The sequence below is a fragment of the Pseudomonas citronellolis genome (assembly GCF_029335315.1).
In the GTDB taxonomy this organism is placed as follows: domain Bacteria; phylum Pseudomonadota; class Gammaproteobacteria; order Pseudomonadales; family Pseudomonadaceae; genus Pseudomonas; species Pseudomonas citronellolis_A.
In genome coordinates, this window is record NZ_JARJLT010000068.1 from 1 (window position 1) to 22,736 (window position 22,736).

Genomic DNA, 22,736 nt, shown 5'->3' on the forward strand with positions numbered 1-22,736 from the left:
ATGGTCAGGGTGACGTCGATGTTGCCGCGGGTAGCGTTGGAATAGGGGCAGACGATGTGCGCGCGGTCCACCAGGGTCTGCGCCTGGTCGCGCGGCAGGCCGGGCAGCGAGATGCGCAGCTCGACCTCGATGGCGAAGCCGGTGGGCACCGCGCCGATGCCGACCACGCCTTCGATCGACGGATCCTTGGGAATCGCCAGGTTGTCGCGGGCGGCGACGAACTTCATGGCGCCGAGGAAGCACGCCGAGTAGCCGGCGGCGAACAGTTGCTCCGGGTTGGTGCCACGGGCGCCGTTGCCGCCCAGTTCCTTGGGCGTGGTCAGTTCGACGTCGAGGACACCGTCGGAAGAGATGGCGCGGCCCTCGCGGCCGCCGGTGGCCTCGGCGTAGGCGCGGTACAGCACGTTCTCGATGGACATGGCGAAACTCCAGTTCAGGGAAGGGGACTGAACAGTCTTGGCCAGGCGCGGCCACCTCGCCAGTCGCTGCATCGGGTAACTTGAAAAATGGCCTGAAGGGGTTACCATCGAAACGAATCCCCACCCCGGAGCGAGCATGCGCGAACCCACCCCCCAGGCGCCTTACCTGATCGCCGATCACCTGGCGCTGGACATGCTCAACAGCCTGAGCCGCACCGACGCCGGCGCCAACGAAACCTCCGACGCCTGGCACAGCGATGCCGACGTGCTGGCCTGGTTGCGCCTGGTCGGCCTGCCGACGGAGCCGGCGGAATTCGCCGAGGGCGCGCTGCTGGCCGCCGCCGTCGAGCTGCGCGAGGTGTTGCGGGATCTGGTGGAGCGCCGCAAGCGCGGCGAGGCGGCCGACCCGGCGCGCTTCAATGCCTTCCTGCGCCGGACCGCCAGCTACCCGCAGCTGGAATGGCACGGCGAGCACGCGCATCTGCACTACCTGGCCGTCGAGCGCGGCGCCGAGCAACTGCTGGCGCCGCTGGCGGAGCAGGGCGCGCTGCTGCTGGCCGAGGGCGATTTCGGCCTGGTGCGGGTGTGCGAGCACCCGGACTGCACCCTGTGGTTCTACGACCGCACCAAGTCGCACCGGCGGCGCTGGTGCAGCATGGCGCTGTGCGGCAACCGTCACAAAGTGGCGGAACACCGCAAGCGCCAGCGCGAGGCCGACGCCTAGTCCGGGCAACCCTCGGCGGCGCGCGCCGGTTGCCAGGTGCAGGCCGCCGCCAGCAGCAACGCCGCGCCGGCCGCCAGCAGCGCCGGGCTGAAACTGCCGCCCAGGTGGTAGAGGGCGCTGGAGGTCAGCGGCCCGACGATCTGCCCTACGCCGTACACGGCGGTCATCGCCGCGAGCATGTTGAAGCGCACCTTCGCCGCCGCCAGGCGCGCGGCGGGCATGGCGATGGTCGGCGTGCCCATGAAGGTGCCGCCCACCAGCAACGCGCTGGCCAGGTAGGCCGGGGCGCTGTGCTGCAGCACCGGCAGGATCACCCCGACGGCCTGGATCAGCAGGTTCGCCGCCAGCGCCCGGCGGGTGCCCAGGCGGGTGTGCAGCCAGTGCCAGAAGAAGCACGAGGGCGCCGCCGCCAGGCCGAACACCGCCCAGGCCTGCAGCGGTGACAGCGAGCCGTCCTTCATCAGCAGCGGCAGGTAGGTGGCGGTGATGATGTAGCCGAAGCCGGCCAGGCCGTAGGTCAGCAACAGGCTCGGCGCGGCCATCGGGGCGCTGGGCGCGGCCTGTACTGTCGCGCTGGCCGCCGGCGCCGGCGCGCGTCCCAGTGCCGGCCAGGCCAGCAGCGCGAGCAACGAGCCGGCGCCGGCCAGCAGCAGCCAGATCGCCGGGCTGCCCAGCCCGGCGGCGTGGCCACCGGCGATCAGTTCGGCGGACAGCAGGATGCCCACGCCGACCCCGGAGAACATCAGCGGCGCGCCGGCGTGGCGCTGCATCACATGCAGCAGCCACACCGAGGCGCCCACCAGGGCTACCGCGCTGAGCACCCCGGCGAGCAGGCGCACGCCGATGGCGAACCAGGCCGGCGCCGGCACGGCCATGGCCGCCAGCCCGAGCAGGGTGCCGATCAGCGCGACGCGGCACAGCCGTGGCGCCAGGTGTTCCGGGCTGCGCGCCAGCACCAGCGCCCCCAGCAGGTAGCCGGCGTAGTTCGCCGAGGCGGCCAGCGAACCGCCGTTCACGCTGAGCACGCCTTCGCCGACCATCAGCGGATACAGGCCGGTGAAGGCGAAGCGGCCGAAGCCCATGCCGATGGCCAGGATCAGCGCGGCGCTGAGCGCCAGCACGCTCTCGTTGCGCGTGTTCATGCGCCGCCTCCGAGGGCCTCGCGGAAACGTTCGAAGGCGCCGGTGGCGTAGCCTTCGCGCCAGATCAGCAGGGTGTCCACGGTCATGATCGGCAGCAGCTGCACGCCCGGTTGCTCGCGCTGCAGTTCCAGCAGCGAGCGCGGCAGCACGCCGACGCAGGAGCCGGCGGCGACGCAGGCGAGGATGGCGTGGTAGGAGCCGACCTCCTGCACCTGCACACGCGGCCCATCGGCGTTCAGCCAGTCCTCGGCCAGCTGCCGGTAGGTGCAGCCGCGGCCGAAGCCGGCCAGGCTGCGTACGCGCACGTCGCCGGGGCCGCGCACCGGCGCGTGGCAGCCGGGCAGGGCCAGCAGCAGTTCCTCGCGGAACACCGCCTGGCCGAGCAGGCCGCGCTCCAGGGCGTCCTCGAAGCCGGGTTCGGCGCGCAGGGCGTCGGGGTGGGCGACCAGTGCGCAATCCAGGCGCCGCGACAGCACGCCTTCGACCAGCGCCTGGCTGGTGCCGGTGCTGACTTCCAGCTGCACCTGCGGGTGGGCCCGGTGGAAGCGCGCCAACGGGCCGGGCAGGCGGCTGGCGGCGGTGCTCTCCATGCTGCCCAGGCGCAGGCTGCCGGCGGCTTCCAGGGGATGCAGCGACTGCCGCGCCTCGGCGGCCAGGGCCAGGAGCTTCTCGGCGTAGGCGAGGAAGTCGCGGCCCTGGTCGGTCAGCGCCATGCGCTTGCCGTCGCGCAGGAACAGCGCCACGCCGAGGTCGTCCTCCAACTGGCGGATGCGCGTGGTGACGTTCGACTGCACGCGCTGCAGGCGCGCGGCGGCGCGGGTCACGCTCTGTTCCTCGGCGACGCAGCGGAAGATTTCGAGGCTGGAGAGGTCCATCGGTTATCTCTGCGAGAGAATGTGTTGCGCAGTATATTCTCTTTATGAGATTTTAAGTCAACCATCGATCACTCCCAGAGATCACCGCCATGTCCCTTCGCGAATTGCTCGGCGTCGACCACCCCATCATCCAGGCTCCCATGGTCGGGGTTTCCACCCCGGCGCTGGCCGCCGCGGTGTCCAACGCCGGCGCGCTGGGCTCCATCGGCCTGGGCGCGAGCACGCCGGCGCAGGCGCGCGAGCTGATCGGCCAGGTCCGCGCGCTCAGCGCCCGGCCGGTCAACTACAACCTCTTCTGCCAGCGCCCCGGCCGCGCCGACGTCGCCCGCGAAGACGCCTGGCTGGAGCACCTGCGGCCGCTGTTCGAGGAACTGGGCGGCGAGCCGCCGGCGGCGCTGCGCGAGATCTACCGCAGCTTCCTCGACGACCCGCAGATGCTGGAGGTGATGCTGGAGCTGCGCCCGGAAGTGATCAGCTTCCACTTCGGCCTGCCCGAGCAGGGCTGGATCGACCGCCTGAAGGCCGCCGGCAGCGTGCTGCTGGGCTGCGCCACCAACCTGGAGGAAGCCCGCGCCATCGAGGCCGCCGGGCTGCACGCGGTGGTCGCCCAGGGCTACGAGGCGGGCGGGCATCGCGGCATCTTCGAGCGCGACCGCGACGACCGCATCGGCACCCTGGCGCTGGTCGGCAGCCTGGTCCCGGCACTGAAGATTCCGCTGATCGCCGCCGGCGGCATCATGGACGGGCGCGGCATCCGCGCGGCCTTCGAGCTGGGCGCGCAGGCGGTGCAGATGGGCACGGCCTTCGTCGCCTGCCCGGAGTCCTCGGCCAACGCCGCCTACCGCGCGGCGCTGCGCAGCGAGCGGGGCTGGCACACGCAGGTCACGGCGGCGATTTCCGGGCGCCCGGCGCGCGGGCTGGCGAACCGCCTGTTCAGCGACATCGACCGCGCCGACGCCCCGGCGCTGCCGGACTACCCGATGACCTACGACGCCACCAAGGCGCTGATCGCCGCCGCCCAGGGCAACCCCGACTTCGCCGTGCAGTGGGCCGGCCAGGGCGCGCCGCTGAGCCGCGAACTGCCGGCCGCCGAGCTGGTCGCCACGCTGGTCGCGGAGTGCAAGCGGACGTAGGGCGAATAACGCGCAAGCGTTATCCGCCATTTGGCCGTTGCTGGGTGTCTACTCGCGTCGGACCGGGCAGCGCTGTAGCGGCGTACAACCGCGAACGGTTGTACGCCCTACGCTCCCTGTCGTTCCGTCGCCAGAGCGGCCACCGGCCGCGGCCGCCAGCGCTCGGCGAGGAGCACCCCGGCCAGGGTCAGCGCGCCGCCATAGAGGTGGTAGGCGCCCAGGCGCTCGTCGAGGATCACGGCGGCGATGGCCGCGGTCACCAGCGGCACCAGGTTGAAGAACAGCGCCATGCGGTTCGGGCCCATTTCCTGCACGCCGCGCATCCACGCCAGGGGCGCGACTATCGAGGCCAGCAGGCCGGCGTAGGCCACCAGCGGCAGGTTGCCGGCGTCCAGCCCGTGGTGTGGCGAGAACAGGTACATCGGTAGCATCGCCAGCACCGCCACCAGCACCTGCAGGTAGAGCAGCTGCAGCCCCGGCAGGCGCACCTGCCACTTCTTCAGCAGCACGCCATACAGGCCGTAGGCGAGGGTGGCCACCAGCATCATCCCGTCGCCCAGGCCGATGCCCTGGTGCAGCAGGCCGGCCAGGTCGCCGTGGGCGATCACCAGCAGCACGCCGAGCAGCGACAGCAGTGCGCCGAGCACGCCGCCGGCGTTGATCCGCTGGCCGAGCAGGGCGCTGGCCAGGCCCAGGGACATCAGCGGCATCAGGGCGAGGATGATGCCCATGTTGGTGGCGCTGGTCAGCGCCGCGGCGTAGTAGGCCAGGCTCTGGTACACGGCCATGCCGAGCAGGCCGAGCACGACAATCTTCGGCAGCAGCGCAATGATCTCGTCGCGCCGCGCCAGCAGTGGGCGCAGCACGAAGGGGCTGAGCAGCACGGCCACCACCAGCCAGCGGAAGAAGCCGATCTCGGCCGGGGCGATGCGGCCCACCGCGAGCTTGTTGACGACGGTGTTGCCGGACCAGACGAGGACGGCGAAGAGCGGGAAGAAGTAATTCATTGCGGCGGACATCGAAACGGGACGGGCGCCATTGTCCCGCCGTCCGGATAGACGCTTATACTTCGATTCGGACAACTCGCCCCGCCAACCGGACATGCCCGCGAAGAAACTCATCCCGCTGCCGCTGCCAGACCTCGATCGGCTGCCGGCGCCACTCTACTTCCGCTACGACGAGTTTGGCGCGGACACCCATTCCGCGCCCCACAGCCACCCCTGGGGCCAGCTCAACTACGCCTCCCACGGGGTGATGCAGCTGGACGTCGGCGGCCAGCGCTTCCTCTCGCCGCCGCAGTACGGGGTGTGGGTGCCGCCGGGGATCGAGCACGGCTGCTACAACCGCGAGGCCATCGTCTACCGCTCGCTGTACGTCAGCGCCGAGCTGTCGGCGCTGCTGCCCGGCGCGCCCTGCACCCTGGAAATCGGCGACATCCTCAAGGCCATCCTCTCCGACTTCGCCGCGCGCGGGCTCAACGTGCCGCAGAGCGCCGCCGACCAGCGCCTGGCCCAGGTGGTGCTGGACCAACTGGTGGCCGCGCCGCGCCGCGAGGACTACCTGCCGTTCGCCCAGAGCGCGCTGCTCGGCGAACTGCTCGCCGCGTTGCAGGCGGAGCCGGGCGACAACCGCTCGCTGGCCGACTGGGCCAGGCGCGTGCACAGCACCGAACGCACCCTGGCGCGCATGTGCCAGCGCGAGCTGGGCATGAGTTTCGGTGAATGGCGCCAGCGCCTGCGCTTCCTCGCCGCGATCGAGGCGCTGGAAGCCGGGCGCGGCGTGCAGGAGATCGCCTTCGACCTGGGCTACAGCAGCGCCTCGGCGTTCATCGCGATGTTCCGCCGCCAGGCCGGCACCACGCCGGAACAGTACCGCCTGGCGAGCCGAGGGCAGGGCGGCTAACCGTTCGCGGTTAGCCGCCGTTGGCCGCAACGCCGGTGCCCGACGACGGCGGCGGATAACGCCGTAGGCGTTATCCGCCCTGCGAAAGGGGGCTTGGCGTCATGCGGAACTATTCGTCCGGCGAATGGAAATGACGCGGTCACATCCGTGCTGCTAGCGTCCCGACAAAAGCCCGGAGAACCGCCATGCCGCCCCTCGAACAACGCATTCTGCAGGTCAACGGCATCCACCTGTGCGTGCACATCGCCGGCCCCGCCGATGGTCGCCCGGTGTGGCTGCTGCACGGTTTCCCGGAGTGCTGGCACTCCTGGCGCGAGCAGATTCCCGTGCTGGCGCGCGCCGGCTACCGCGTGCACGTGCCGGAAATGCGCGGCTACGGCCGCAGCGACGCGCCCGCGGCGGTCGAGGCCTACGACCTGCAGAGCCTGTGCGGCGATATCCTCGGCGCCATGGACGCCCTCGACCAGCCGCGCGCCGCCGTCGTCGGGCACGACTGGGGCGCGCTGGTGGCCTGGCACCTGGCGCTGCTGGCGCCCGAGCGGGTGCAGGCCCTGGCCACGCTGTCGGTGCCCTACGCCGGGCGGCCGAAGCGGCCGGCCACGGACATCCTCCGCGAGCTGTATGCCGGGCGCTTCAACTACATCCTCTACTTCCAGCAAGCGGGCGTCGCCGAGGCCGAGCTGGACGCCGACATCCCGCGCAGCCTGCGGCAGTTCTTCCGCGATCCGGGCGCGAACGACCCGTTCCTGCAGGACAAGCCGGCCGACAGCCACCTGTTCGACGGCCAGCCGGCGCCAGGGGCGCTGCCGGCCTGGTGCACGGAGGCGGACCTGGCCTACTACGTCGAAAGCTTCGCCGCACGTGGCTTCCGTGGCGCGCTCAACTGGTACCGCAACTTCGAGCGCAACTGGCGCTTCAGCGAGCCGCTGGCCGGCCGCCCGGTGAGCCCGCCGACGCTGTTCCTGGTGGGCGACCGCGACCCGGTGGCGAGCCTGGAGGCCTACACCCTCAAGCGCATGCCCGAGTTGGTGCCCGACCTCGAACAGCACCGCCTGGCCGGCTGCGGGCACTGGATCCAGAACGAAAGGGCCGCCGAGGTGAACGCCTTGCTGCTGGACTTCCTCGGTCGCCGCTACCCGGCCTGAACCGTGCCGGCCCATGCTTTTTCGGTGATTCGCGTGTATATACACGCAATGGGCCGACGTCCTTTGCGCCGGCCAACCATGGAGGCTAAGGGATGCGCATTCTGGTGGTGGGAGCGGGTTCGACCGGCGGTTTCTTCGGCGCGCGGCTGGCGCAGGCCGGGCGTGACGTCACCTTCCTGGTCCGCGCGGGGCGGGCCCGTCAGCTGCAGCACGAAGGCCTGCAGGTGCTCACCCCCCACGGCGACTTCACCCTCACCCCGCAGCTGATCGGCGCGGAGCGCCTGCAAGGGCACTACGACCTGATCATCGTCACGGTCAAGGCCTACGCCCTGGAGGCGGCGCTGCGCGATATCGCCCCGGCGGTGGGGCCGCAGAGCATGATCCTGCCGGTGCTCAACGGCCTGCACCAGGTCGAGGCGATCACCCGCCACTTCGGCGCCGACGCCCTGGTCGGCGGCGTCTGCAAGATCGCCAGCACCCTCAACGAACTGGCCTACGGCGAGATGGACGGCACAAAAAGCGCGCGCATCCTGCGCCTGGACGAACAGCTGCAGGGCGCCGGCTTCGACGCCCGGCTGTCGACCGACATCCACCGCGAGATGTGGGAGAAGTGGGTATTGCTGGCGTCCCTCGGCGGCATCACCTGCCTGGCGCGCGGCAATATCGGCGCGGTGGTGGCCGCGCCGCAGGGCGAGGCCTTCGCCAACCGCCTGATCGACGAGGTGGTGGCGGTGGTCCGCGCGGTGGGCCTGCCGCCGCGCGACGCCTTCCTCGCCGAAGCGCGCCGCCAGCTGACCCTGCACGGCTCGCCACAGACCTCGTCGATGTACCGCGACCTGATCGGCGGCCGCCCGGTGGAGGCCGAGCAGATCATCGGCGACCTGCTCCAGCGCGGCCAGCAGGCCGGCCTCGACCTGCCGCTGCTGCAGGCGGCCTTGGTGCACCTGTCGGTGTACCAGCAAGGCCTGGAGTGAGCTTTTCGATAGTTCATGAATCCCTGAACTAATTATTTGCCCCCGGCTATTTTTCCCCCGCCGCCCACCTGCGACAACTGCACCGACGCCAGGCCGCACCAGCCCTGGCGCCGGCGCAGCGGAGCCCTCAGAACTTCCGCGCGCCGCGCTGTTCCTTACTGCCCAAGCACGCCCGGCCCCAGGCCTGGCGCAGAACAACAATCGGCGGGTATCAGCCCGTCAATGCTGCCGGTCTGTCAGAGGAATACCCCCGTGTCCATGCTTGCACGCGTCCCCCGTTTTTTCGCATCGCCCCCGTTCCCCGAGCCGGCGCCCGCCGCTCCATCCCCGCATTCCGTCACGCCGCGCTGAGCCGCGCCGTGTCTTTCGCCGTGCCCGACGGCGCGGCCAATCCTGCCCGGAGTTCGTCCATGCGACTCGAGATTTTCCGCACCCTGTGGGGCTACGCCCATGGCTGGCCGCAGGCCATCGCCGAACTGCGCGAGGCCGGTTTCGACGGCCTGGAGGCGCGCCTGCCCCTGGACCCCGCCGTGCGCGCCGACTACGCGCGGCTGCTGGTGGAGGAGGGCGTGCCCTACATCTGCACCCTGTTCACCGCCCATGACGTGTTGCCCGACCAGGCGGCCACGCCCCAGGTCCACCTCGACGACCTGCAGCGCAAGCTGGGCCTGGCCGCGGAACTCGCGCCGCGCTTTGTCAACGTGCTCGGCGGCAACGACCGCTGGCCGCTGGCGGCCCAGGTGGAGTTCTTCGGCCGCGCCCTGGAACTGGCCGCCGGCCAGGAACTGACCTGCTGCTTCGAGATTCACCGCGCGCGCTCGCTGTACAGCCCCTGGGTGACCCTGGAACTGATCCGCCAGGTGCCCGAGCTGCGCTTCACCAGCGACATCAGCCACTGGGTGGTGGTCTGCGAGCGCCTGCTGGACGACGCGGCCGACGACCTCAGCCCCTTCGTCGAGCGCGTGCACCACATCCAGGCACGCGTCGGCTACGACCAGGGCCCGCAGGTGCCGCACCCGGGCGCGCCGGAATACGCCGGCGCGCTGGCGTTCCACCAGCGCCACTGGGAAGCCGTATGGCGCGCCCAGCAGGCGCGCGGCCTGCAGGTGACCACCCTGACCCCGGAGTTCGGTCCGGACGGATATTTGCATCAGCTTCCCTTCACCAAGGCGCCGATCGCTGACCTGTGGGACCTCAACCGCTGGATGGCCACGGAAGAACGCCGCCATTTCCAGACCTTCCTCGCATCCTGAGCCGGAGCCAAGAACATGCAGGAGCAAGCCAGCAAGGCCTTCCAATCCATCCCCGTGATCGACATCGCCGGGCTCTTCAGCGCCAACCTCGACGACCGCCAGGCGGTGGCCGCCGAGCTGGGCAAGGCGGCCCGCGAGGTGGGCTTCCTGTACATCCGCAACCACGGCCTCGACCCGGCGCTGATCGAAGGCCTGCAGGCCGCCGCGCGGGATTATTTCGCCCAGCCGCTGGACGCCAAGATGCGCCACTACATCGGCGTCTCGGAAAGCCACAAGGGCTTCGTGCCCGAAGGCGAGGAGGTGTACTCCAAGGGCAAGCCGGACCACAAGGAAGCCTTCGACGTCGGCTTCGAAGTGCCGGCGGACGACCCGCTGGTGCTGGCCGGCACGCCGCTGCTGGGGCCCAACCGCTGGCCCGAGGTGCCCGGCTTCGAGGCGCGGGTGCGCGCCTACTACCAGGCGGTGTTCGCCCTCGGCCGCAAGCTGTTCGACGGCTTCGCCCTGGCGCTGGGCCTGGAGGAGGGCTACTTCGACCCGCTGGTGAGCCGCCCGCCGTCCAAGCTGCGCCTGATCCACTACCCGTTCGACGGCGCGGCCCAGGACGCCCCGGGCATCGGCGCGCACACCGACTACGAGTGCTTCACCATCCTCCACGCCACCGAGCCGGGCCTGGAAGTGATGAACGAGGACGGCGAGTGGATCGACGCGCCGCCGGTGCCGGGCGCCTTCGTGGTGAACATCGGCGACATGCTGGAAGTGATGACCAACGGCGCCTTCGTCGCCACCGCCCACCGCGTGCGCACGGTGCGCGAGGAGCGCTACTCGTTCCCGCTGTTCTACGCCTGCGACTACCACACGCAGATTCGCCCGCTGCCGCAGTTCGACAACGGCGCCCAGGACTACGAAACCATCGCCATCGGCGAGCACATGTGGAGCCAGGCGCTGCAGACCTACAGCTACCTGCGGCGCAAGGTCGCCGACGGCGAACTGAAACTGCCGGAGCGGGCGCGCAAGCCGTCCAGCTTCGGCCACCTGAAAAAACAGACGCAGCCTTCCTGAGCTGCGCATTCCTACTCGACCTGGAGCCATCACGATGCTGAAAACCACCCGTACCCTCCTGGCCGCCGGCGTGCTCGGCGCGACCCTGCTGGGCACCGTGCAGAACGCCGCCGCCGTCACCGCCACGCCCGGCCAGCTGAAGGTCGGCATGGAGATCACCTACCCGCCGTTCGAGTCCTACGACGGTGACAAGGTGGTGGGTTCCGACCCCGAGCTGGCCCAGGCCCTGGCCCGGCACATGGACCTCGAAGCGAGCTTCCTCAACACCAAGTTCTCCGGGCTGATCCTCGGCCTCAACGCCGGCCACTTCGACGCGGTGATCTCCGGCATGTACATCACCCCCGAACGCACCGCCCAGGCGATGGCCATCCCCTACGCGCAGACCGGCGCGGCGATCATGGTGCCGGCCGGCAGCGAGCTGAAGCCGGAGAAACCCGAGGACCTCTGCGGGCTGAAGGTCGGCCTGGAGCAGGGCACCACCTGGGTGACCAAGTTCGCCGAACTGTCGAAGAGCTATTGCGAGCCCAACGGCAAGGGCGCGATCAGCGTCAGCGAATACCCGTCCGCCCCGGAAGTGACCCAGGCGCTGCTGTCCAGGCACGTGCAGGCCCAGGTGGAAATCTCCGGCGCCGCGCACATGATCGCCGAGCGCTCCAAGGGCCGCGTGGTGGTCACCTCCAAGGAGCTGATCTACAAGCAGACCCTGGGCATGTACGTGAAGAAGGGCAACCAGGCGCTGTACGACGCGCTGAAGGTCGCCTTCCAGAAGACCAAGGACAGCGGCGAGTTCGCCGCCATCCTGAAGAAATACGCCCTGGAAGAAGCCGCGGCCGAGTAACCGTTTCAACGCGACATGTTCAACGCGACATAAGCGACGGGCCCGGCGCCGGGCCCGTCCGCCGAGGTGCCCATGCAATTCGACTGGTCCTATTTCTTCTCGCTGTTCTCCCTCCCGGATTTCTGGAAGGCCTGCGTCACGGTGATCGAACTGAGCGCCCTGGCCTGGCTGATCGGGATGTTCCTGGGCTTCCTCCTGGCCAGCGCCAAGCTCGCCGAATCGCGCTGGCTGCGGGTGCCGGCGGGGCTGTACATCTGGTTCTTCCGCAGCGTGCCGCTGCTGGTGCTGGTGGTGTTCGTCTACAACCTGCCGCAACTGTTCCCGAGCACCGGGGCGCTGCTCTCCAACCCGTTCATTTCCGGGCTACTGGCCCTGGTGCTGACCGAAGCCGCGTACATGGCCGAGATCCATCGTGGCGGGCTGATTTCGGTGAGCAAGGGGCAGAAGGAGGCGGGCCGTGCGCTGGCCGTCGGCGCCTTCGGCATCCAGCGCCTGATCGTGATTCCCCAGGCCTTCCGCATCGCCCTGCCAACGCTGATCAACGAGTACGTCACGGTGGTCAAGTTGACCTCGCTGGTCTCGGTGATCTCCCTCACCGAGCTGCTGATGGTCGGGCAGAAGCTCTACGCGCAGAACTTCCTGGTGATGGAAACCCTGTCGGCGGTGGCCATCTACTACGTGCTCATCGTCACCCTGTTCGGCTGGCTGCTGCAGTACCTGGAGCACCGCCTGGACCTCAACGCGCGCAAGCCCGACGCCCTCAGCGACGCCAGCGTCGACGGCCTGCGCCGCAGCCTGCCGGCGCCCGTGGCGGCGCGCCGCGACGCGCCGGCGCCGGGCACGCCGCCGGCGCTGCACCTGCGTGACATCCGCAAGAGCTACGGCAGCCACCCGGTGCTCAAGGGCGTGTTCCTCCAGGTGGCCGGCGGCGAGGTGGTGTCGATCATCGGCCCCTCGGGTTCCGGCAAGACCTCGCTGATCCGCACGGTCAACGGCCTGGAGGGCATCGACGGCGGCGAGGTGGTGCTGTTCGGCGAGGCCTACATCAAGGCCGGCCAGCCGGACCCGGCACGCCTGCGCCGTGGCGTGCGGCACATCGGCATGGTGTTCCAGGGCTTCAACCTGTTCCCGCACCGCACCATTCTCGACAACGTCACCCTGGCGCCGCGCTTCCATGGCCTGGACGGCCGCGAGGTCTGCGAACAACGGGCCCTGGCGCTGCTCGACAAGGTCGGCCTGCTGGCCCATGCGCACAAGTACCCGCACCAGCTTTCCGGTGGCCAGCAGCAGCGCGTGGCCATCGCCCGCGCCCTGGCGATGGAGCCGGACATCATGCTGTTCGACGAACCGACCTCGGCGCTCGACCCGGAGCTGGTGGGCGACGTGCTCAACGTCATCCGCGACCTGGCGAAGGAGGGCATGACCATGGTCATCGTCACCCACGAGATGGACTTCGCCCTGTCGATCTCCGACCGCGTGGTGTTCATGGAGCATGGCCAGGTGCAGGTGGACGCCGATCCCGCGGCCATCCGCAGCGGCGCGTGCGGCGAGCGGGTGATGCGTTTCATCGGCCTGGAGCGCGAGCCGGGCGCCGCGCGGCGCGAGGTGGCCAACGGCTGACGGCGCTCGCGCGGCTCGGCAGCGCGCGCCCGATCGGGTAAGGTGCGCGCTCGCCTTCGTTTCCGGGAGGGAGCATGTCGTCCGACCCCGCGCAGCAGCCGTCGCGCCGCGCCGATAACGATTCCCGCCGCGCGGCCCAGGTCCTCGGCCTGTGCCTGCCCGGCGACGTGGTGCTGTACCTGCTGCTGCCGATGTACGCCGCCGACTTCGGCGTCAGCCTGGTGGAAGCCGGGGTACTCCTGGCGGCCAACCGCCTGGTGCGCATCGTCGGCTACGGTTGGGTGGTGCGTTTCTACGCCCGCCACGGCGACCGCGCCACCTGCAGCCTCGCGGCCGCCGCCTCGGCGCTCTGCGCGCTGGGCTACGCGACCCTTTCTGGCGCCGCCGCGCTGCTGGTGCTGCGGCTGATGTGGGGCCTGAGCTACGCCAGCTTCAACCTCAGCACCCAGACCCTGGCCACCGCCGAGGCCCGGGGCGCCGCGCGGCGCGCCGGGCGTTCGCGGGCGACCATCTCCATCGGGCCGATGCTGGCCCTGCCGCTGGCGGCGCTGATGGCCCAGGCCTGGGGGCCGCGCAGTGTGTTCTTCGTGCTATTCGCCAGCGCGCTGTTCGGCCTCTGGCGGGCGCGTTCGCTGCCGGATCGTGGCCACGACCTGCCGGCGCCGAGCGGCCGCCGCCTGCGCCTGCCGGACAGTATCGCCACCTGGTCCTTCGTCGAGGGCGTGACCCTCGACGGCCTGTTCATCTTCGGCTTGTCGCTCTACGCGCAGACCCACCTGGGCGGCACCGGCGTGCTGGTAGCGGGCATCCTCATGGCGGTGCGCTACCTCAGCGAAATGCTCTTCAGCCCCTTCGGCGGGCGCCTGGCCGACCAGTTCGGCGCGCTGCGCATGCTGGTGCTGATGTCCCTGGCCACCTCGGCCTCGTTGCTGGTGTTCGGCAGCCACTGGCTGTTCATCGGGGCCTTCCTGGTGCTGCTGTTACGGGCCCTGCAACTGCCCCTGGTGATGACCCTGGTGGCCCAGCGCAATCCGGGCCAGGGGCGTATCCAGGCCCTGGCCGGCAACGCCGTGTGGCGCGACATTGGAGCGGGCCTGGGGCCGATGCTGGCCGGCGCGCTGCTGCCGGTGGTGCCGGCCTTCTGGGCCTACGCCGGCGCCGCGGCGGTGCTCGCCCTCAGCGCGCTGGGCTGCGCCTGGCGGCGCTGACGCCGGCGAAATCTGCGGGGTGGCATCGGCGTACAACCGCGAACGGTTGTACGCCCTACGGCCGGGCCTCATCGTAGGGCGAATAACCCGAAGGGTTATCCGCCGCCTGGCACGGCCTCAGCGCGGCGCCGCGTCGCCCTCCAGCATGCGCTCGCCGATCTTCCCGGCCGTGCGCCGCAGCGCCGGCAGGTAGCGCTCGGCGGCCTGCTCGATGCTCATCGCCTTGGCCACGTAGACCAGGTTCAGGCAGCCGATCAGGCGTTCGCCGGCGTGCAGCGGAATGGCGATGGAGGCGATCTTTTCCTCCGGGTTCCAGGCCATGAAGTTCTCCCCGTAGCCGCGGTGGCGCACCTTGCGCAGCAGGTTGTCGAGGGCGATCGGGTCGCGCGCCAGGCGGTATTCCGGCTCCTCGCGGCGAGCCAGCAGGGCGATGATCTGCTCGCGCTCGGCGTCGTCGCAGTAGGCCAGGTAGGCCAGCCCGGTGGCGGTCTGCAGCAGCGGCAGGCGGCGGCCGACCATGGAGCGGTGGAACGACAGGCGGCTGAAGCGGTGGGTGGTCTCGCGCACCACCAGGGCGTCGACATCCAGGGTGCAGATGTCGGTCGGCCACACCACCTCCTGCAGCAGCTCGGCGAGCAACGGCGCGGCGATCGCCGAAATCCACTGCTCGTCGCGGAAGCCCTCGCTCAGTTCGCGCACCTTCATGCTCAGGCGCCTCGCACCGCGACGACAACGAGCTGCGGGTCAACATCGACTACACCCTGAAGCTCTGGTGACCGCCTTCAGCGCCCGCCGTCGGTGGTATCGATATTGACGCTGGCGGTCATCCCGGCGCTGAGGTGGATGTCCTTGGGCACGTCATGCAGCTCGATGCGCACCGGGATGCGCTGGGCCAGGCGCACCCAGTTGAAGGTCGGCTCGACGTTGGCCAGCAACTGGGTGTCGGGCAGCGCGTTGCGGTCGGTGATGCCGCTGCTGATGCTCTGCACCCGGCCTTCCAGCACGCGCTCGCCGCTCATCAGGGTGACCCGCGCGCGCTGGCCGACCTGGATGCCCGGCAGCTTGGTTTCCTCGAAGTAGGCGGTGACGTAGAACGAGCCCTGGTCGATCACCGCCATCGCCGCCTGGCCGGTCTGCGCGTAGTTGCCCTGGGCCAGGCGCAGGTTGGTCACCTGGCCGTCGCGCGGGGCGCGCACCTCGCTGCGCTGCAGGTTGATCTCGGCCAGCTTCAGCGCCGCCAGCGCTTCCTGGTACTGGCTGTTGGCGATGTTGGCGTTGAGCTGCGCGGTCTCGCGGTCCTCGGCGCTGATCGCCGCGCTGGTCAGGCGCTTGCGCCGGTCGGCCTCGCTCTGCCGCAGCAGGTATTCCTGCTTGCGCGTCTCGGCCACGGCGCGGGCCTGGTCGAGGTTGGCCTGGTAGCGGTCGCGGTCGATGCGCATCAGCAGGTCGCCGGCCTTGACCTTCTGGTTGTCGACGATGGGCAGGTCGGTGACCCAGCCGGACACGTCCGGGGCGATCACCACCACGTCGGCGCGCACCCGCGCGTCCCGCGTCCACGGCGAGAGCATGTAGTAGCGCCACAGCCAGAGCCCCGCCAGCACGGCGGCGGCCACGACCAGCAGGGTGGTCAGAACGCGCAGGAATCCTCGCACGGGCGGCTTGCCTCCTCTATCCGTTGACGACACCGGCGCACCAGGTCACGGCGGCCAGCAACAGGGTGAACAGGGCGCAGTCGAACAGCGCCTCGTGCCAGATCCAGCGCCCCACCGGGGTCAGTTGCAGCAGCTTGCGCAGGGCGATGGTCAGGCCCAGGGCGAGCAGCGCGTAGAGGAACATCGGGCTGATGTAGACCCCGCCCAGGGGCAGCTCAGTCAGGTCCATCGGTTTCCTCCAGGCGACACCAGGTGTGCCAGGTGCTGCGCAACTGGCGCAGCGCGGCGCGGGCCAGTCGGTAGTTCTCGTTCTGCGCGCCGGGGTCGGCGTCCAGGGCCGCTTCCAGGCTGTCGCAGAGCTGGTCCAGGCGCGCCTCGCGGCCGGCGCCGGGGCCGGCCTGGAGCACGTCGCCCAGGCGGTTGAGGAACTCCCGCTGACGCTTGAGCAGCGTGCCACGGGCGCCGTCCAGGCAGTGGCGCAGGTGGATCAGCTCGCTGCCCAGGTCCAGCGCCAGCAGCCCGCCGCGCCAGCGTTGGCGCAGCGCCTGTGGCAGCAACGCGTAGTGCCGCGCCAGGCGCATCAGGCGGTCGGCCATGCGCCCGCCGAACCAGCTTTCCGCCTGGGCCAGGGGGTAGCGCGTGAGGCGCCCGAGGTCCAGCGCCATGGCCCGCCCCAGGCGCTCGATGATCCATTCCGGGCGCAGCGCCAGCAGGCGGAACACCATGGCGGCGAAGCCCACGCCGATGACCGTGGCCTGGGCCGAGTTGAGCAGGCTGGCGAAGTCGTACTGCATGGCGTTGCGCGGCGCCACGAAGGTGACGAACTGGATGGCGAAGGTGGTGGCGGTGCCGATCAGCGCCGGCGGCCCGGCCATGCCCAGCGCGGCGAAGAACAGCGGCACGCCCAGGGCCATGCACAGCAGCGGGAAACCGTTCCACTGCGGCAGCAGCCACTGGTCCACGAGGATCGCCGCCAGCAGCGCGTAGAGGATGCCGCGCAGGAAGCTCATGCTCAGCTCCACCGCGTTGTCGCGGTTGGCGAAGAGGCTGCAGAGGATACCGGCCATGAGCATGCCGCTGATCGCCGCCGGCCAGGCGCTGGCCATCCAGAATGCGGCGATGCCGAGCAGCGCCAGGGAACTGCGCAGCCCGTAGAACAGCGCCATCTGCCAGTCGCGGTGCCAGGACAGGCCGCTTTGCGCGGTGCCGGTGAACTCGCCGCTGGCCACCCCGGCGGCGGCGGTCTCGGCGGCATCGGCCTTGATCAGCAGCACCGCGCAACGCGCCAGGCAATAGCGCAGGTCGTTGCTGTTGGTCTCGTCGGCGCTGGCCTGCAGCAGGCGATCGCGCAGCGCGGCGAGGGCGGCGCCGTCGCGTCGGGGCAGCGCCTGGAGGACGTCCTCGATCCACGGCAGCAGTCGCCGCTCATCCTCTGCGTCGAGCATCAGGCGTTGCCGCGACACGCCGCGCGCGGTGCGCAGCAGGCTCAGCACGTCACGCGAGAGGGTGCGCAGGGCGCGCGCCCGGCGCTGGCCACGGTGGCCCTCGAACCAGGCGTGGTCGCGCTGGGCGTCGGCGGCGACGATCTGCCCGAGCAGCTTGAGGATGCCCTCGGGCTCGCGCTTCTGCCCGCGCACCGCGTTGGCCGCCGCCAGCAGCGCCGCGTCGAGGGTCTCGCGGGCCAGCCGCGCGAGGTTTTCGCCGACCTGCTGCGGCCACAGGGTGGCGCTGACCGCCGAGGCGCAGACGATGCCCAGGCAGATTTCCGTGCAGCGCGCCACGGCCTGGTCGAACACCTGCAGCGGCACGCCGATCGCCGGCAGGGTGATGATCGCCACCGTGTAGCCGGACAGCACGAAGGCATAGGAAACGTGGTTGCGCAGCATGGTCGAGGCGGCGGTGCACAGGCCCATCCATAGCGCCACGACGAGCAGGAACAGCCAGGGCGTCTGCGCGAACAGGGCCATGATGAGCACCGCCATGCTGGTTCCGACAAGGGTCCCGAGCAGGCGGAACAGACCCTTGGCGACCACCATGCCGGACAGCGGCTGGGACACGATGAACACCGTCATCAGCGCCCACTGCGGCTGTTCCAGGTCCAGCCGGAACGACAGCCAGAGGGCGATGCCGCCGGCCAGCAGGGTCTTGGCCGCGAAGCGCAGGGCGGGGCCGCTGGGGGCGACGAAGGCGGTCAGGGCGGGGCTGGCGAACACGGTGGCAGAGGGCTCCGGGCGACGCTCGGGTCCCGGCACGGGAGGTCAGGCCTCGGCGGGCGAGGGCTGGCGAGCTGTACCGCTGAGCATAGTCGATGGACGGTCGCCGGGGGCTTGCCCGAGGTCAGGGCGAGGGCGTTTCAGGCGCTGCGCAAGCGTTGCCGAAACCCGGCCAGCGCCTTTTCCGCAGTGGTGAAAAGCCTGCGTCGCTCGATCCGATCCGGCGCATCCGGCACGTCGCCGCGACGGGCGCCAGCGGCAGCGCAGGCGCCGACTTGCTGGCAAATGGCAAGCTGTGTGATGATTTGGTATCAATTCTCATTTGCCAAAAGATTCTGATTGCCACGGGCACCACCCGGCGGCGGGGTGACTGTCTGTGAGTTCATCGGCCTATGCCACGCCTCCCTCGCTGGAGACCCTCTACTGCGACCATCACGGCTGGCTGCAGGCGTGGCTGCGGCGGCGCCTGGGGCACGCCTGCGATGCCGCGGACCTGGCCCACGACACCTTCCTGCGGCTGATCGGCGGGGCCAGCCAGCCGCGCTTCGGCAGCGTGGCCGAGGCGCGCGCCTACCTGCGCACCACCGCGAAGAACCTGTGCATCAACCTGTGGCGGCGCCAGGAAATCGAGCGCGCCTGGCTCGACACCCTGGCGGCGCTGCCGGAAGACCAGTACCCCTCCGCCGAGCGGCAAGTCGCGGTTTTGCAGGCCCTGGAAGAAATCAGCCGCATGCTGCAGACGCTCTCGGCCAAGGCGGCACGGGCCTTTACCCTCGCCGTGGTGTGTGAAATGACCGACGACGAGGTCGGCGCGGAGCTGGGGGTTTCCGGGCGCATGGTGCGCAAGTACGTGGCCCAGGCGATGCTCGCGTGCCTGGTCCTGCGCGCCGGCGAAACGGCTGCCGCGTTGCGCCAGGAGCCGCTCTGCTGATGGCGAGCCCCAGTCACGAAAATCCATTGCCCTCGCACGCCTCGCTGGAGCAGGCGGCCTACTGGTACGCCACCCTGCGCGACGGCCAGGCCAGCGCCCGGCAGCGCGCCCACTGGCAGGCCTGGCTGGGCGACGACCTGATGCACCAGCAGGCCTGGCGTTATGTCGAAGGCGTCAGCCGCAACTTCGAGCCGCTGCGTGGCCGGCCTGACGCACAACTGGCCGCCGACGCGCTGGGTATCGCCGCCGAACGCATGCATTCGCGGCGCCGCCTGCTGAGCGGAATGGCGGTAATCACCACGGGCACCCTGTGCGGCTGGCTGGGCTGGCGTGAAGCGCTGCTGCCGCCGGCCCTGATGGCCTGGGGCGCGGATTACCGTACCGCCACCGGCGAGCAACGTGCGTTGACCCTGGCCGATGGCTCCCGCGCCTGGCTCAACACCGCCAGCGCCATCGACCTGGCGTTCAGTGCCCGGGCGCGCCGCGTCACGCTGGTGCGCGGCGAGGTGTTCATCGCCACCGCCAAGGGCGCGAGCCCCTTCTACGTCGAGACCGGGCATGGGCGCCTGCAAGCCCTGGGCACGCGCTTCAACGTGCGCTGCGAGGGCGAGCGAAGCATGCTGGCCGTCTATGCAGGCACCGTGGAAATACGCACCACCCAGGGCGCCGTCCGTGTGCTGAAGGCCGGCCAGCAGGCCCATTTCAGCGCCAGCCACATCGGTGACAGCCAGGCCGCCGACGCCGCCCGTGAAGCCTGGACCCAGGGCTCGTTGCTGGCCGACAACATTTCCCTGCGCGAGGTGGTGCAGGAGCTGCGCCGCTATCGCCACGGCCACCTCGGGGTTGCCGATGAAGTGGCCGACCTGCGGGTCTACGGCAACTTCCCCATCCAGGACCCCGAGCGCGTGCTGCGCATGCTGGCCTCGGCGTTGCCGATCCGTATCGAACAGCCGCTGCCCTGGTGGGCGAGCATCGAGGCCCGGGGCTGAGCAATACGAGCAAAAAAAAAATCAGGAAAAAGGTTCCGGGTTTCGCCCGCTCGCTGGTTTACCCAGTGAGAAGACGTGAAACACCGCCGAATCGGTGCCCCGAGGGGCCGTATGGCATCGCTTGTTGAGGGTCTTCGCTCATCAACCCTTGCCTCCAGAGGAATGCTGTCCATGTCCCTCCGCTGTCACCCGCGCGCCGCCCACCCGGGTGTTGCCACACACGCTTTTGCCCTGCGCCCGCTGACCCTGGCGCTTCACCTGACACTCTCGGGCAGTGCCTTGAGCCTGGCGGGCTGGTCGCCGGCCGCCATGGCCGAAGACAGCGCCGTGGCCAGCGCCGAGCGCAGCTACGACATTCCCGCCGGCCCGCTGGCCAGCGTGCTCACGCGCTTCTCCCGCGAGGCGGGCGTGTATCTGGTCGGTGCCGGCAGTCTGGCCCAGGGCGTGACCAGCCCGGGCCTGCACGGTAGCCATACGGTGTCGGGCGGCCTGGCCGAAGTGCTTTCCGGAACCGGCCTGGAGGCCGTTCAGCAGGCCGATGGCAGCTATGGGCTGCGGGTGGCGCCCAGCGCGGAGCCCTATCGCCTCGCTCCCGTCATCGTCAACGCCCAGGCGGCGCCGGACGATCCCGCCGCCTCGGTGGTGGCGCGGGAGCTGTGGGTCGGCGGCAAGGTGGCGACCAACATCCAGAACACCCCGGCATCGGTTTCCGTCGTGACCCAGAAGGAAATCGAGCAGCGCAGCGCCAGCACCACCGAGGAAATCCTCCAGTACACCCCGGGGACCATCACCGACTACTACGGTACCGACGACCGCAACGACTACTTCCTGATCCGTGGCTTCCAGGCCACCACCTACCGCGATGGCCTGACCCTGGGCTCGATGCGCGGCGTGCGCGAGGAGCCGTTCGCCTATGAGCGCGTCGAGGTGCTGCGCGGCGCCAACTCCACGCTGTTCGGCCCGGCCGACCCCGGCGGCTCGGTGAACTTCGTGACCAAGCAGCCGCGCTTCGACAAGTTCGGCCAGGTCTACGCGACCTACGGCTCGTTCAACCACATGGAGGCGGGCCTGGATACCGGCGACGCCAACGAAGACAAGACCCTGGCCTACCGCTTCACCGGCAAGTTCCAGGACAGCGATCGCGAATACCACCACTCCCAGGACGACAACAACTTCGTCATGGGCGGCCTGACCTGGGCGCCGACGGCCTATAGCTCGGCCACCCTGGTGGTGGACCACCTGCGCCAGGACAACACGCCCAACAGCGGCGGCTACCCGATGGACAGGGAATATGACCGCGACAAGTTCTTTGGCGAGCCGAGCTACAACTTCCACGATGTCGAGCGCACCAACGTCAGCGCCAACTTCACCCATGATTTCGACAACGGTTTCACCCTGCGCAGCAACCTGCGCCACAGCGACCTGAGCGACGAATACGGCTACGTCTATATCAGCGACGCTTCCGGGCACACCGGAACCCTGGTCGACCGTGGCTACCTGGGCTCCGACACTGACGCCAGGCAGTTCAACGGCAACCTGATGCTGCAGTACGACGCGCGCTTCGAGAACATCGACAGCAGCAGCATCGTCGGCGTGGAGTATCTCGATTCCTCCGCCAAGAACGTTTCCGTGTATGGCGCCGCCGACCCGATCGACGTCGCCAACCCGGTATACCGCGGCATTTCGCCGGGCATCGTCTACCAGGACAAGGATCAGGACAGCACCATCAAGTCCGTGTTCCTGCAGCAGAACCTGTCGTTCTTCGAGCGTTTCATCGTCACCGCCGGCATGCGCAACGACTCCATGGACGTTTCCGAAACCGACCACCTCTACGGGACCAAGGCCTCGGACCGTTTCTCGGAAAACTCCTTCCGCGGCGCCTTGACCTATATCGTCAACGACGAGGTTTCCACCTACGTCAGCATGGTGGAGTCGGTTTCCCCGCCCGAGGTCGGCGTTACCCCGGAGCGCGGCACCCAGTACGAAGTGGGTGTGAAGTATTCGCCGCAGGAGATGAACGCGCTGTTCTCCGCTGCCGTCTACCAACTGACCCAGGACGATGTCGCCACCGCGGTCGTGCAGCCGAACGGCGTCATCGACCAGCAGACCGTAGGCTCGCAGCGCGTGCGTGGCCTGGACCTGGAGGTGAAGGCCGAGCTGACCGACAACCTCAGTCTGGTTGGCGGCTACTCCTACATGGACACCGAAGTGCTTCGCGGCGCGCTGCAGGTCTGGGGCGGGACGGGGTATGAGGTCGTGTCGATCAAGGGCAACCAGCTCGTCTCCGCACCCAAGCACTCGGCGTCGCTCTGGAGCTATTACAGCCTGCCGGGAACGGATGTCAGCGTCGGCCTCGGCGCCCGTTATACCGGGGCCTACTATTTCGGCGACTTCAACACCACCGGCAAGAGCGATGCGACCACGCTGTTCGACGCCGCGTTCAACTACCGGATCCTCAAGGACACCGACCTGGCGATCAACGTCAGCAACCTGCTCGACGAGCAGCATGTGGTCGGCCGCGGTAGCGCGGACTACTACAACCCGGGCCGCGAGATCACGGCCAAGGTGAGCTACAACTGGTGAGGCCGGGACGCGCCCCCCGCGTGATTCCGCGCGGGTAGCGCGTCCGCTGCGAGCGAGGCCGCACATCGAAAAGACC

At 69.7% G+C, this 22,736-nt stretch carries 22 protein-coding genes; 14 read left to right on the plus strand and 8 right to left on the minus strand.

Annotated features, from left to right (window positions below; all coding sequences use genetic code 11):
- The coding region (locus P3W75_RS05600) for an organic hydroperoxide resistance protein (RefSeq protein WP_276226370.1) at positions 1–419 on the minus strand (419 nt) is incomplete at its 3' end.
- A gap of 136 nt (positions 420–555) precedes the next feature.
- Here P3W75_RS05600 and P3W75_RS05605 point away from each other — a divergent pair.
- Positions 556–1,143 carry a CGNR zinc finger domain-containing protein gene (locus P3W75_RS05605; RefSeq protein WP_276226371.1) on the plus strand — a complete coding sequence of 196 codons (588 nt, stop codon included), beginning with the start codon at positions 556–558 and terminating at the stop codon, positions 1,141–1,143.
- Here the strand turns inward: P3W75_RS05605 and P3W75_RS05610 are convergent.
- Positions 1,140–2,285, minus strand: a complete 1,146-nt coding sequence (locus P3W75_RS05610) for a YbfB/YjiJ family MFS transporter (RefSeq protein ID WP_276226372.1) — start codon at positions 2,283–2,285, stop codon at positions 1,140–1,142. The genes P3W75_RS05605 and P3W75_RS05610 overlap by 4 nt on opposite strands.
- Positions 2,282–3,160, minus strand: coding sequence for a LysR substrate-binding domain-containing protein (locus P3W75_RS05615; RefSeq protein ID WP_276226373.1), 879 nt, complete (start codon positions 3,158–3,160; stop codon positions 2,282–2,284). The genes P3W75_RS05610 and P3W75_RS05615 overlap by 4 nt, the downstream gene beginning before the upstream one ends.
- Before the next feature lie 89 nt (positions 3,161–3,249).
- Here P3W75_RS05615 and P3W75_RS05620 point away from each other — a divergent pair, with 89 nt between their 5' ends.
- Positions 3,250–4,293, plus strand: a complete 1,044-nt coding sequence (locus P3W75_RS05620) for an NAD(P)H-dependent flavin oxidoreductase (RefSeq protein ID WP_276226374.1) — start codon at positions 3,250–3,252, stop codon at positions 4,291–4,293.
- Positions 4,294–4,400: 107 nt separating this feature from the next.
- Here the strand turns inward: P3W75_RS05620 and P3W75_RS05625 are convergent, their stop codons facing one another.
- Positions 4,401–5,300, minus strand: a complete 900-nt coding sequence (locus tag P3W75_RS05625; RefSeq protein WP_276226375.1) for a DMT family transporter — start codon at positions 5,298–5,300, stop codon at positions 4,401–4,403.
- Positions 5,301–5,394: 94 nt separating this feature from the next.
- Here P3W75_RS05625 and P3W75_RS05630 point away from each other — a divergent pair, with 94 nt between their 5' ends.
- From P3W75_RS05630 to P3W75_RS05665, 8 genes are all read left to right on the plus strand, one after another.
- Positions 5,395–6,195, plus strand: a complete 801-nt coding sequence (locus tag P3W75_RS05630) for an AraC family transcriptional regulator (protein ID WP_276226376.1) — start codon at positions 5,395–5,397, stop codon at positions 6,193–6,195.
- Between the two features lie 185 nt (positions 6,196–6,380).
- Entirely contained in the window at positions 6,381–7,340 is a 960-nt protein-coding gene (locus P3W75_RS05635) for an alpha/beta fold hydrolase (protein ID WP_276226377.1), read from the plus strand.
- A gap of 92 nt (positions 7,341–7,432) precedes the next feature.
- Complete coding sequence (locus P3W75_RS05640) at positions 7,433–8,314, plus strand: ketopantoate reductase family protein (protein ID WP_276226378.1); 882 nt, start codon at positions 7,433–7,435, stop codon at positions 8,312–8,314.
- Positions 8,315–8,724: 410 nt separating this feature from the next.
- A complete protein-coding gene (locus P3W75_RS05645; protein WP_276226379.1) occupies positions 8,725–9,567 on the plus strand; it encodes a sugar phosphate isomerase/epimerase family protein in 843 nt (280 codons plus the stop codon).
- Between the two features lie 15 nt (positions 9,568–9,582).
- Positions 9,583–10,626, plus strand: coding sequence for an isopenicillin N synthase family dioxygenase (locus tag P3W75_RS05650; protein WP_276226380.1), 1,044 nt, complete (start codon positions 9,583–9,585; stop codon positions 10,624–10,626).
- 34 nt (positions 10,627–10,660) lie between these two features.
- On the plus strand, positions 10,661–11,464 hold the full coding sequence (locus P3W75_RS05655) for an ABC transporter substrate-binding protein (protein WP_276226381.1): 804 nt from the start codon (positions 10,661–10,663) through the stop codon (positions 11,462–11,464).
- 72 nt (positions 11,465–11,536) lie between these two features.
- Positions 11,537–13,084, plus strand: coding sequence for an amino acid ABC transporter permease/ATP-binding protein (locus P3W75_RS05660; RefSeq protein ID WP_276226382.1), 1,548 nt, complete (start codon positions 11,537–11,539; stop codon positions 13,082–13,084).
- Between the two features lie 74 nt (positions 13,085–13,158).
- The gene (locus P3W75_RS05665) at positions 13,159–14,292 is read left to right on the plus strand and encodes an MFS transporter (protein WP_276226383.1); all 1,134 of its coding nucleotides are present in this window, start codon (positions 13,159–13,161) and stop codon (positions 14,290–14,292) included.
- A 117-nt stretch (positions 14,293–14,409) separates the two neighbouring features.
- On the opposite strand, the gene P3W75_RS05670 is transcribed toward P3W75_RS05665, so the two are convergent.
- From P3W75_RS05670 to P3W75_RS05685, 4 genes are all read right to left on the minus strand, one after another.
- Entirely contained in the window at positions 14,410–14,997 is a 588-nt protein-coding gene (locus P3W75_RS05670) for an IclR family transcriptional regulator domain-containing protein (protein ID WP_276226384.1), read from the minus strand.
- Positions 14,998–15,074: 77 nt separating this feature from the next.
- Positions 15,075–15,944: an efflux RND transporter periplasmic adaptor subunit gene (locus P3W75_RS05675; protein WP_276226385.1), complete on the minus strand. Its 870-nt coding sequence runs from the start codon at positions 15,942–15,944 to the stop codon at positions 15,075–15,077.
- Between the two features lie 16 nt (positions 15,945–15,960).
- Positions 15,961–16,173, minus strand: coding sequence for a DUF1656 domain-containing protein (locus tag P3W75_RS05680; RefSeq protein WP_276226386.1), 213 nt, complete (start codon positions 16,171–16,173; stop codon positions 15,961–15,963).
- Positions 16,160–18,157: an FUSC family protein gene (locus P3W75_RS05685; RefSeq protein ID WP_276226387.1), complete on the minus strand. Its 1,998-nt coding sequence runs from the start codon at positions 18,155–18,157 to the stop codon at positions 16,160–16,162. Before P3W75_RS05685 ends, P3W75_RS05680 begins: the two co-directional genes overlap by 14 nt.
- A 95-nt stretch (positions 18,158–18,252) precedes the next feature.
- On the opposite strand from P3W75_RS05685, the gene P3W75_RS05690 reads away from it, so the two are divergent.
- The 4 genes from P3W75_RS05690 to P3W75_RS05705 all read left to right on the plus strand — a co-directional run bounded on the left by P3W75_RS05690 (position 18,253) and on the right by P3W75_RS05705 (position 22,660).
- A complete protein-coding gene (locus P3W75_RS05690) occupies positions 18,253–18,537 on the plus strand; it encodes a hypothetical protein (protein WP_276226388.1) in 285 nt (94 codons plus the stop codon).
- On the plus strand, positions 18,534–19,088 hold the full coding sequence (locus P3W75_RS05695) for a sigma-70 family RNA polymerase sigma factor (RefSeq protein ID WP_276226389.1): 555 nt from the start codon (positions 18,534–18,536) through the stop codon (positions 19,086–19,088). The genes P3W75_RS05690 and P3W75_RS05695 overlap by 4 nt, the downstream gene beginning before the upstream one ends.
- The gene (locus P3W75_RS05700; protein ID WP_276226390.1) at positions 19,088–20,077 is read left to right on the plus strand and encodes a FecR domain-containing protein; all 990 of its coding nucleotides are present in this window, start codon (positions 19,088–19,090) and stop codon (positions 20,075–20,077) included. Before P3W75_RS05695 ends, P3W75_RS05700 begins: the two co-directional genes overlap by 1 nt.
- Positions 20,078–20,386: 309 nt before the next feature.
- Positions 20,387–22,660, plus strand: coding sequence for a TonB-dependent siderophore receptor (locus P3W75_RS05705; RefSeq protein ID WP_276226391.1), 2,274 nt, complete (start codon positions 20,387–20,389; stop codon positions 22,658–22,660).
- The last annotated feature ends 76 nt before the right edge of the window (positions 22,661–22,736 follow it).

What these genes read in the sequence shown, in the direction of transcription:
- P3W75_RS05605 (WP_276226371.1), top strand. Translation starts at nt 556, where the DNA reads ATGCGCGAACCCACCCCCCAGGCGCCTTACCTGATCGCCGATCACCTG.
- P3W75_RS05610 (WP_276226372.1), bottom strand. Translation starts at nt 2,285, where the DNA reads ATGAACACGCGCAACGAGAGCGTGCTGGCGCTCAGCGCCGCGCTGATC.
- P3W75_RS05615 (WP_276226373.1), bottom strand. Translation starts at nt 3,160, where the DNA reads ATGGACCTCTCCAGCCTCGAAATCTTCCGCTGCGTCGCCGAGGAACAG.
- P3W75_RS05620 (WP_276226374.1), top strand. Translation starts at nt 3,250, where the DNA reads ATGTCCCTTCGCGAATTGCTCGGCGTCGACCACCCCATCATCCAGGCT.
- P3W75_RS05625 (WP_276226375.1), bottom strand. Translation starts at nt 5,300, where the DNA reads ATGAATTACTTCTTCCCGCTCTTCGCCGTCCTCGTCTGGTCCGGCAAC.
- P3W75_RS05630 (WP_276226376.1), top strand. Translation starts at nt 5,395, where the DNA reads ATGCCCGCGAAGAAACTCATCCCGCTGCCGCTGCCAGACCTCGATCGG.
- P3W75_RS05635 (WP_276226377.1), top strand. Translation starts at nt 6,381, where the DNA reads ATGCCGCCCCTCGAACAACGCATTCTGCAGGTCAACGGCATCCACCTG.
- P3W75_RS05640 (WP_276226378.1), top strand. Translation starts at nt 7,433, where the DNA reads ATGCGCATTCTGGTGGTGGGAGCGGGTTCGACCGGCGGTTTCTTCGGC.
- P3W75_RS05645 (WP_276226379.1), top strand. Translation starts at nt 8,725, where the DNA reads ATGCGACTCGAGATTTTCCGCACCCTGTGGGGCTACGCCCATGGCTGG.
- P3W75_RS05650 (WP_276226380.1), top strand. Translation starts at nt 9,583, where the DNA reads ATGCAGGAGCAAGCCAGCAAGGCCTTCCAATCCATCCCCGTGATCGAC.
- P3W75_RS05655 (WP_276226381.1), top strand. Translation starts at nt 10,661, where the DNA reads ATGCTGAAAACCACCCGTACCCTCCTGGCCGCCGGCGTGCTCGGCGCG.
- P3W75_RS05660 (WP_276226382.1), top strand. Translation starts at nt 11,537, where the DNA reads ATGCAATTCGACTGGTCCTATTTCTTCTCGCTGTTCTCCCTCCCGGAT.
- P3W75_RS05665 (WP_276226383.1), top strand. Translation starts at nt 13,159, where the DNA reads ATGTCGTCCGACCCCGCGCAGCAGCCGTCGCGCCGCGCCGATAACGAT.
- P3W75_RS05670 (WP_276226384.1), bottom strand. Translation starts at nt 14,997, where the DNA reads ATGAAGGTGCGCGAACTGAGCGAGGGCTTCCGCGACGAGCAGTGGATT.
- P3W75_RS05680 (WP_276226386.1), bottom strand. Translation starts at nt 16,173, where the DNA reads ATGGACCTGACTGAGCTGCCCCTGGGCGGGGTCTACATCAGCCCGATG.
- P3W75_RS05690 (WP_276226388.1), top strand. Translation starts at nt 18,253, where the DNA reads ATGGACGGTCGCCGGGGGCTTGCCCGAGGTCAGGGCGAGGGCGTTTCA.
- P3W75_RS05700 (WP_276226390.1), top strand. Translation starts at nt 19,088, where the DNA reads ATGGCGAGCCCCAGTCACGAAAATCCATTGCCCTCGCACGCCTCGCTG.
- P3W75_RS05705 (WP_276226391.1), top strand. Translation starts at nt 20,387, where the DNA reads ATGGCCGAAGACAGCGCCGTGGCCAGCGCCGAGCGCAGCTACGACATT.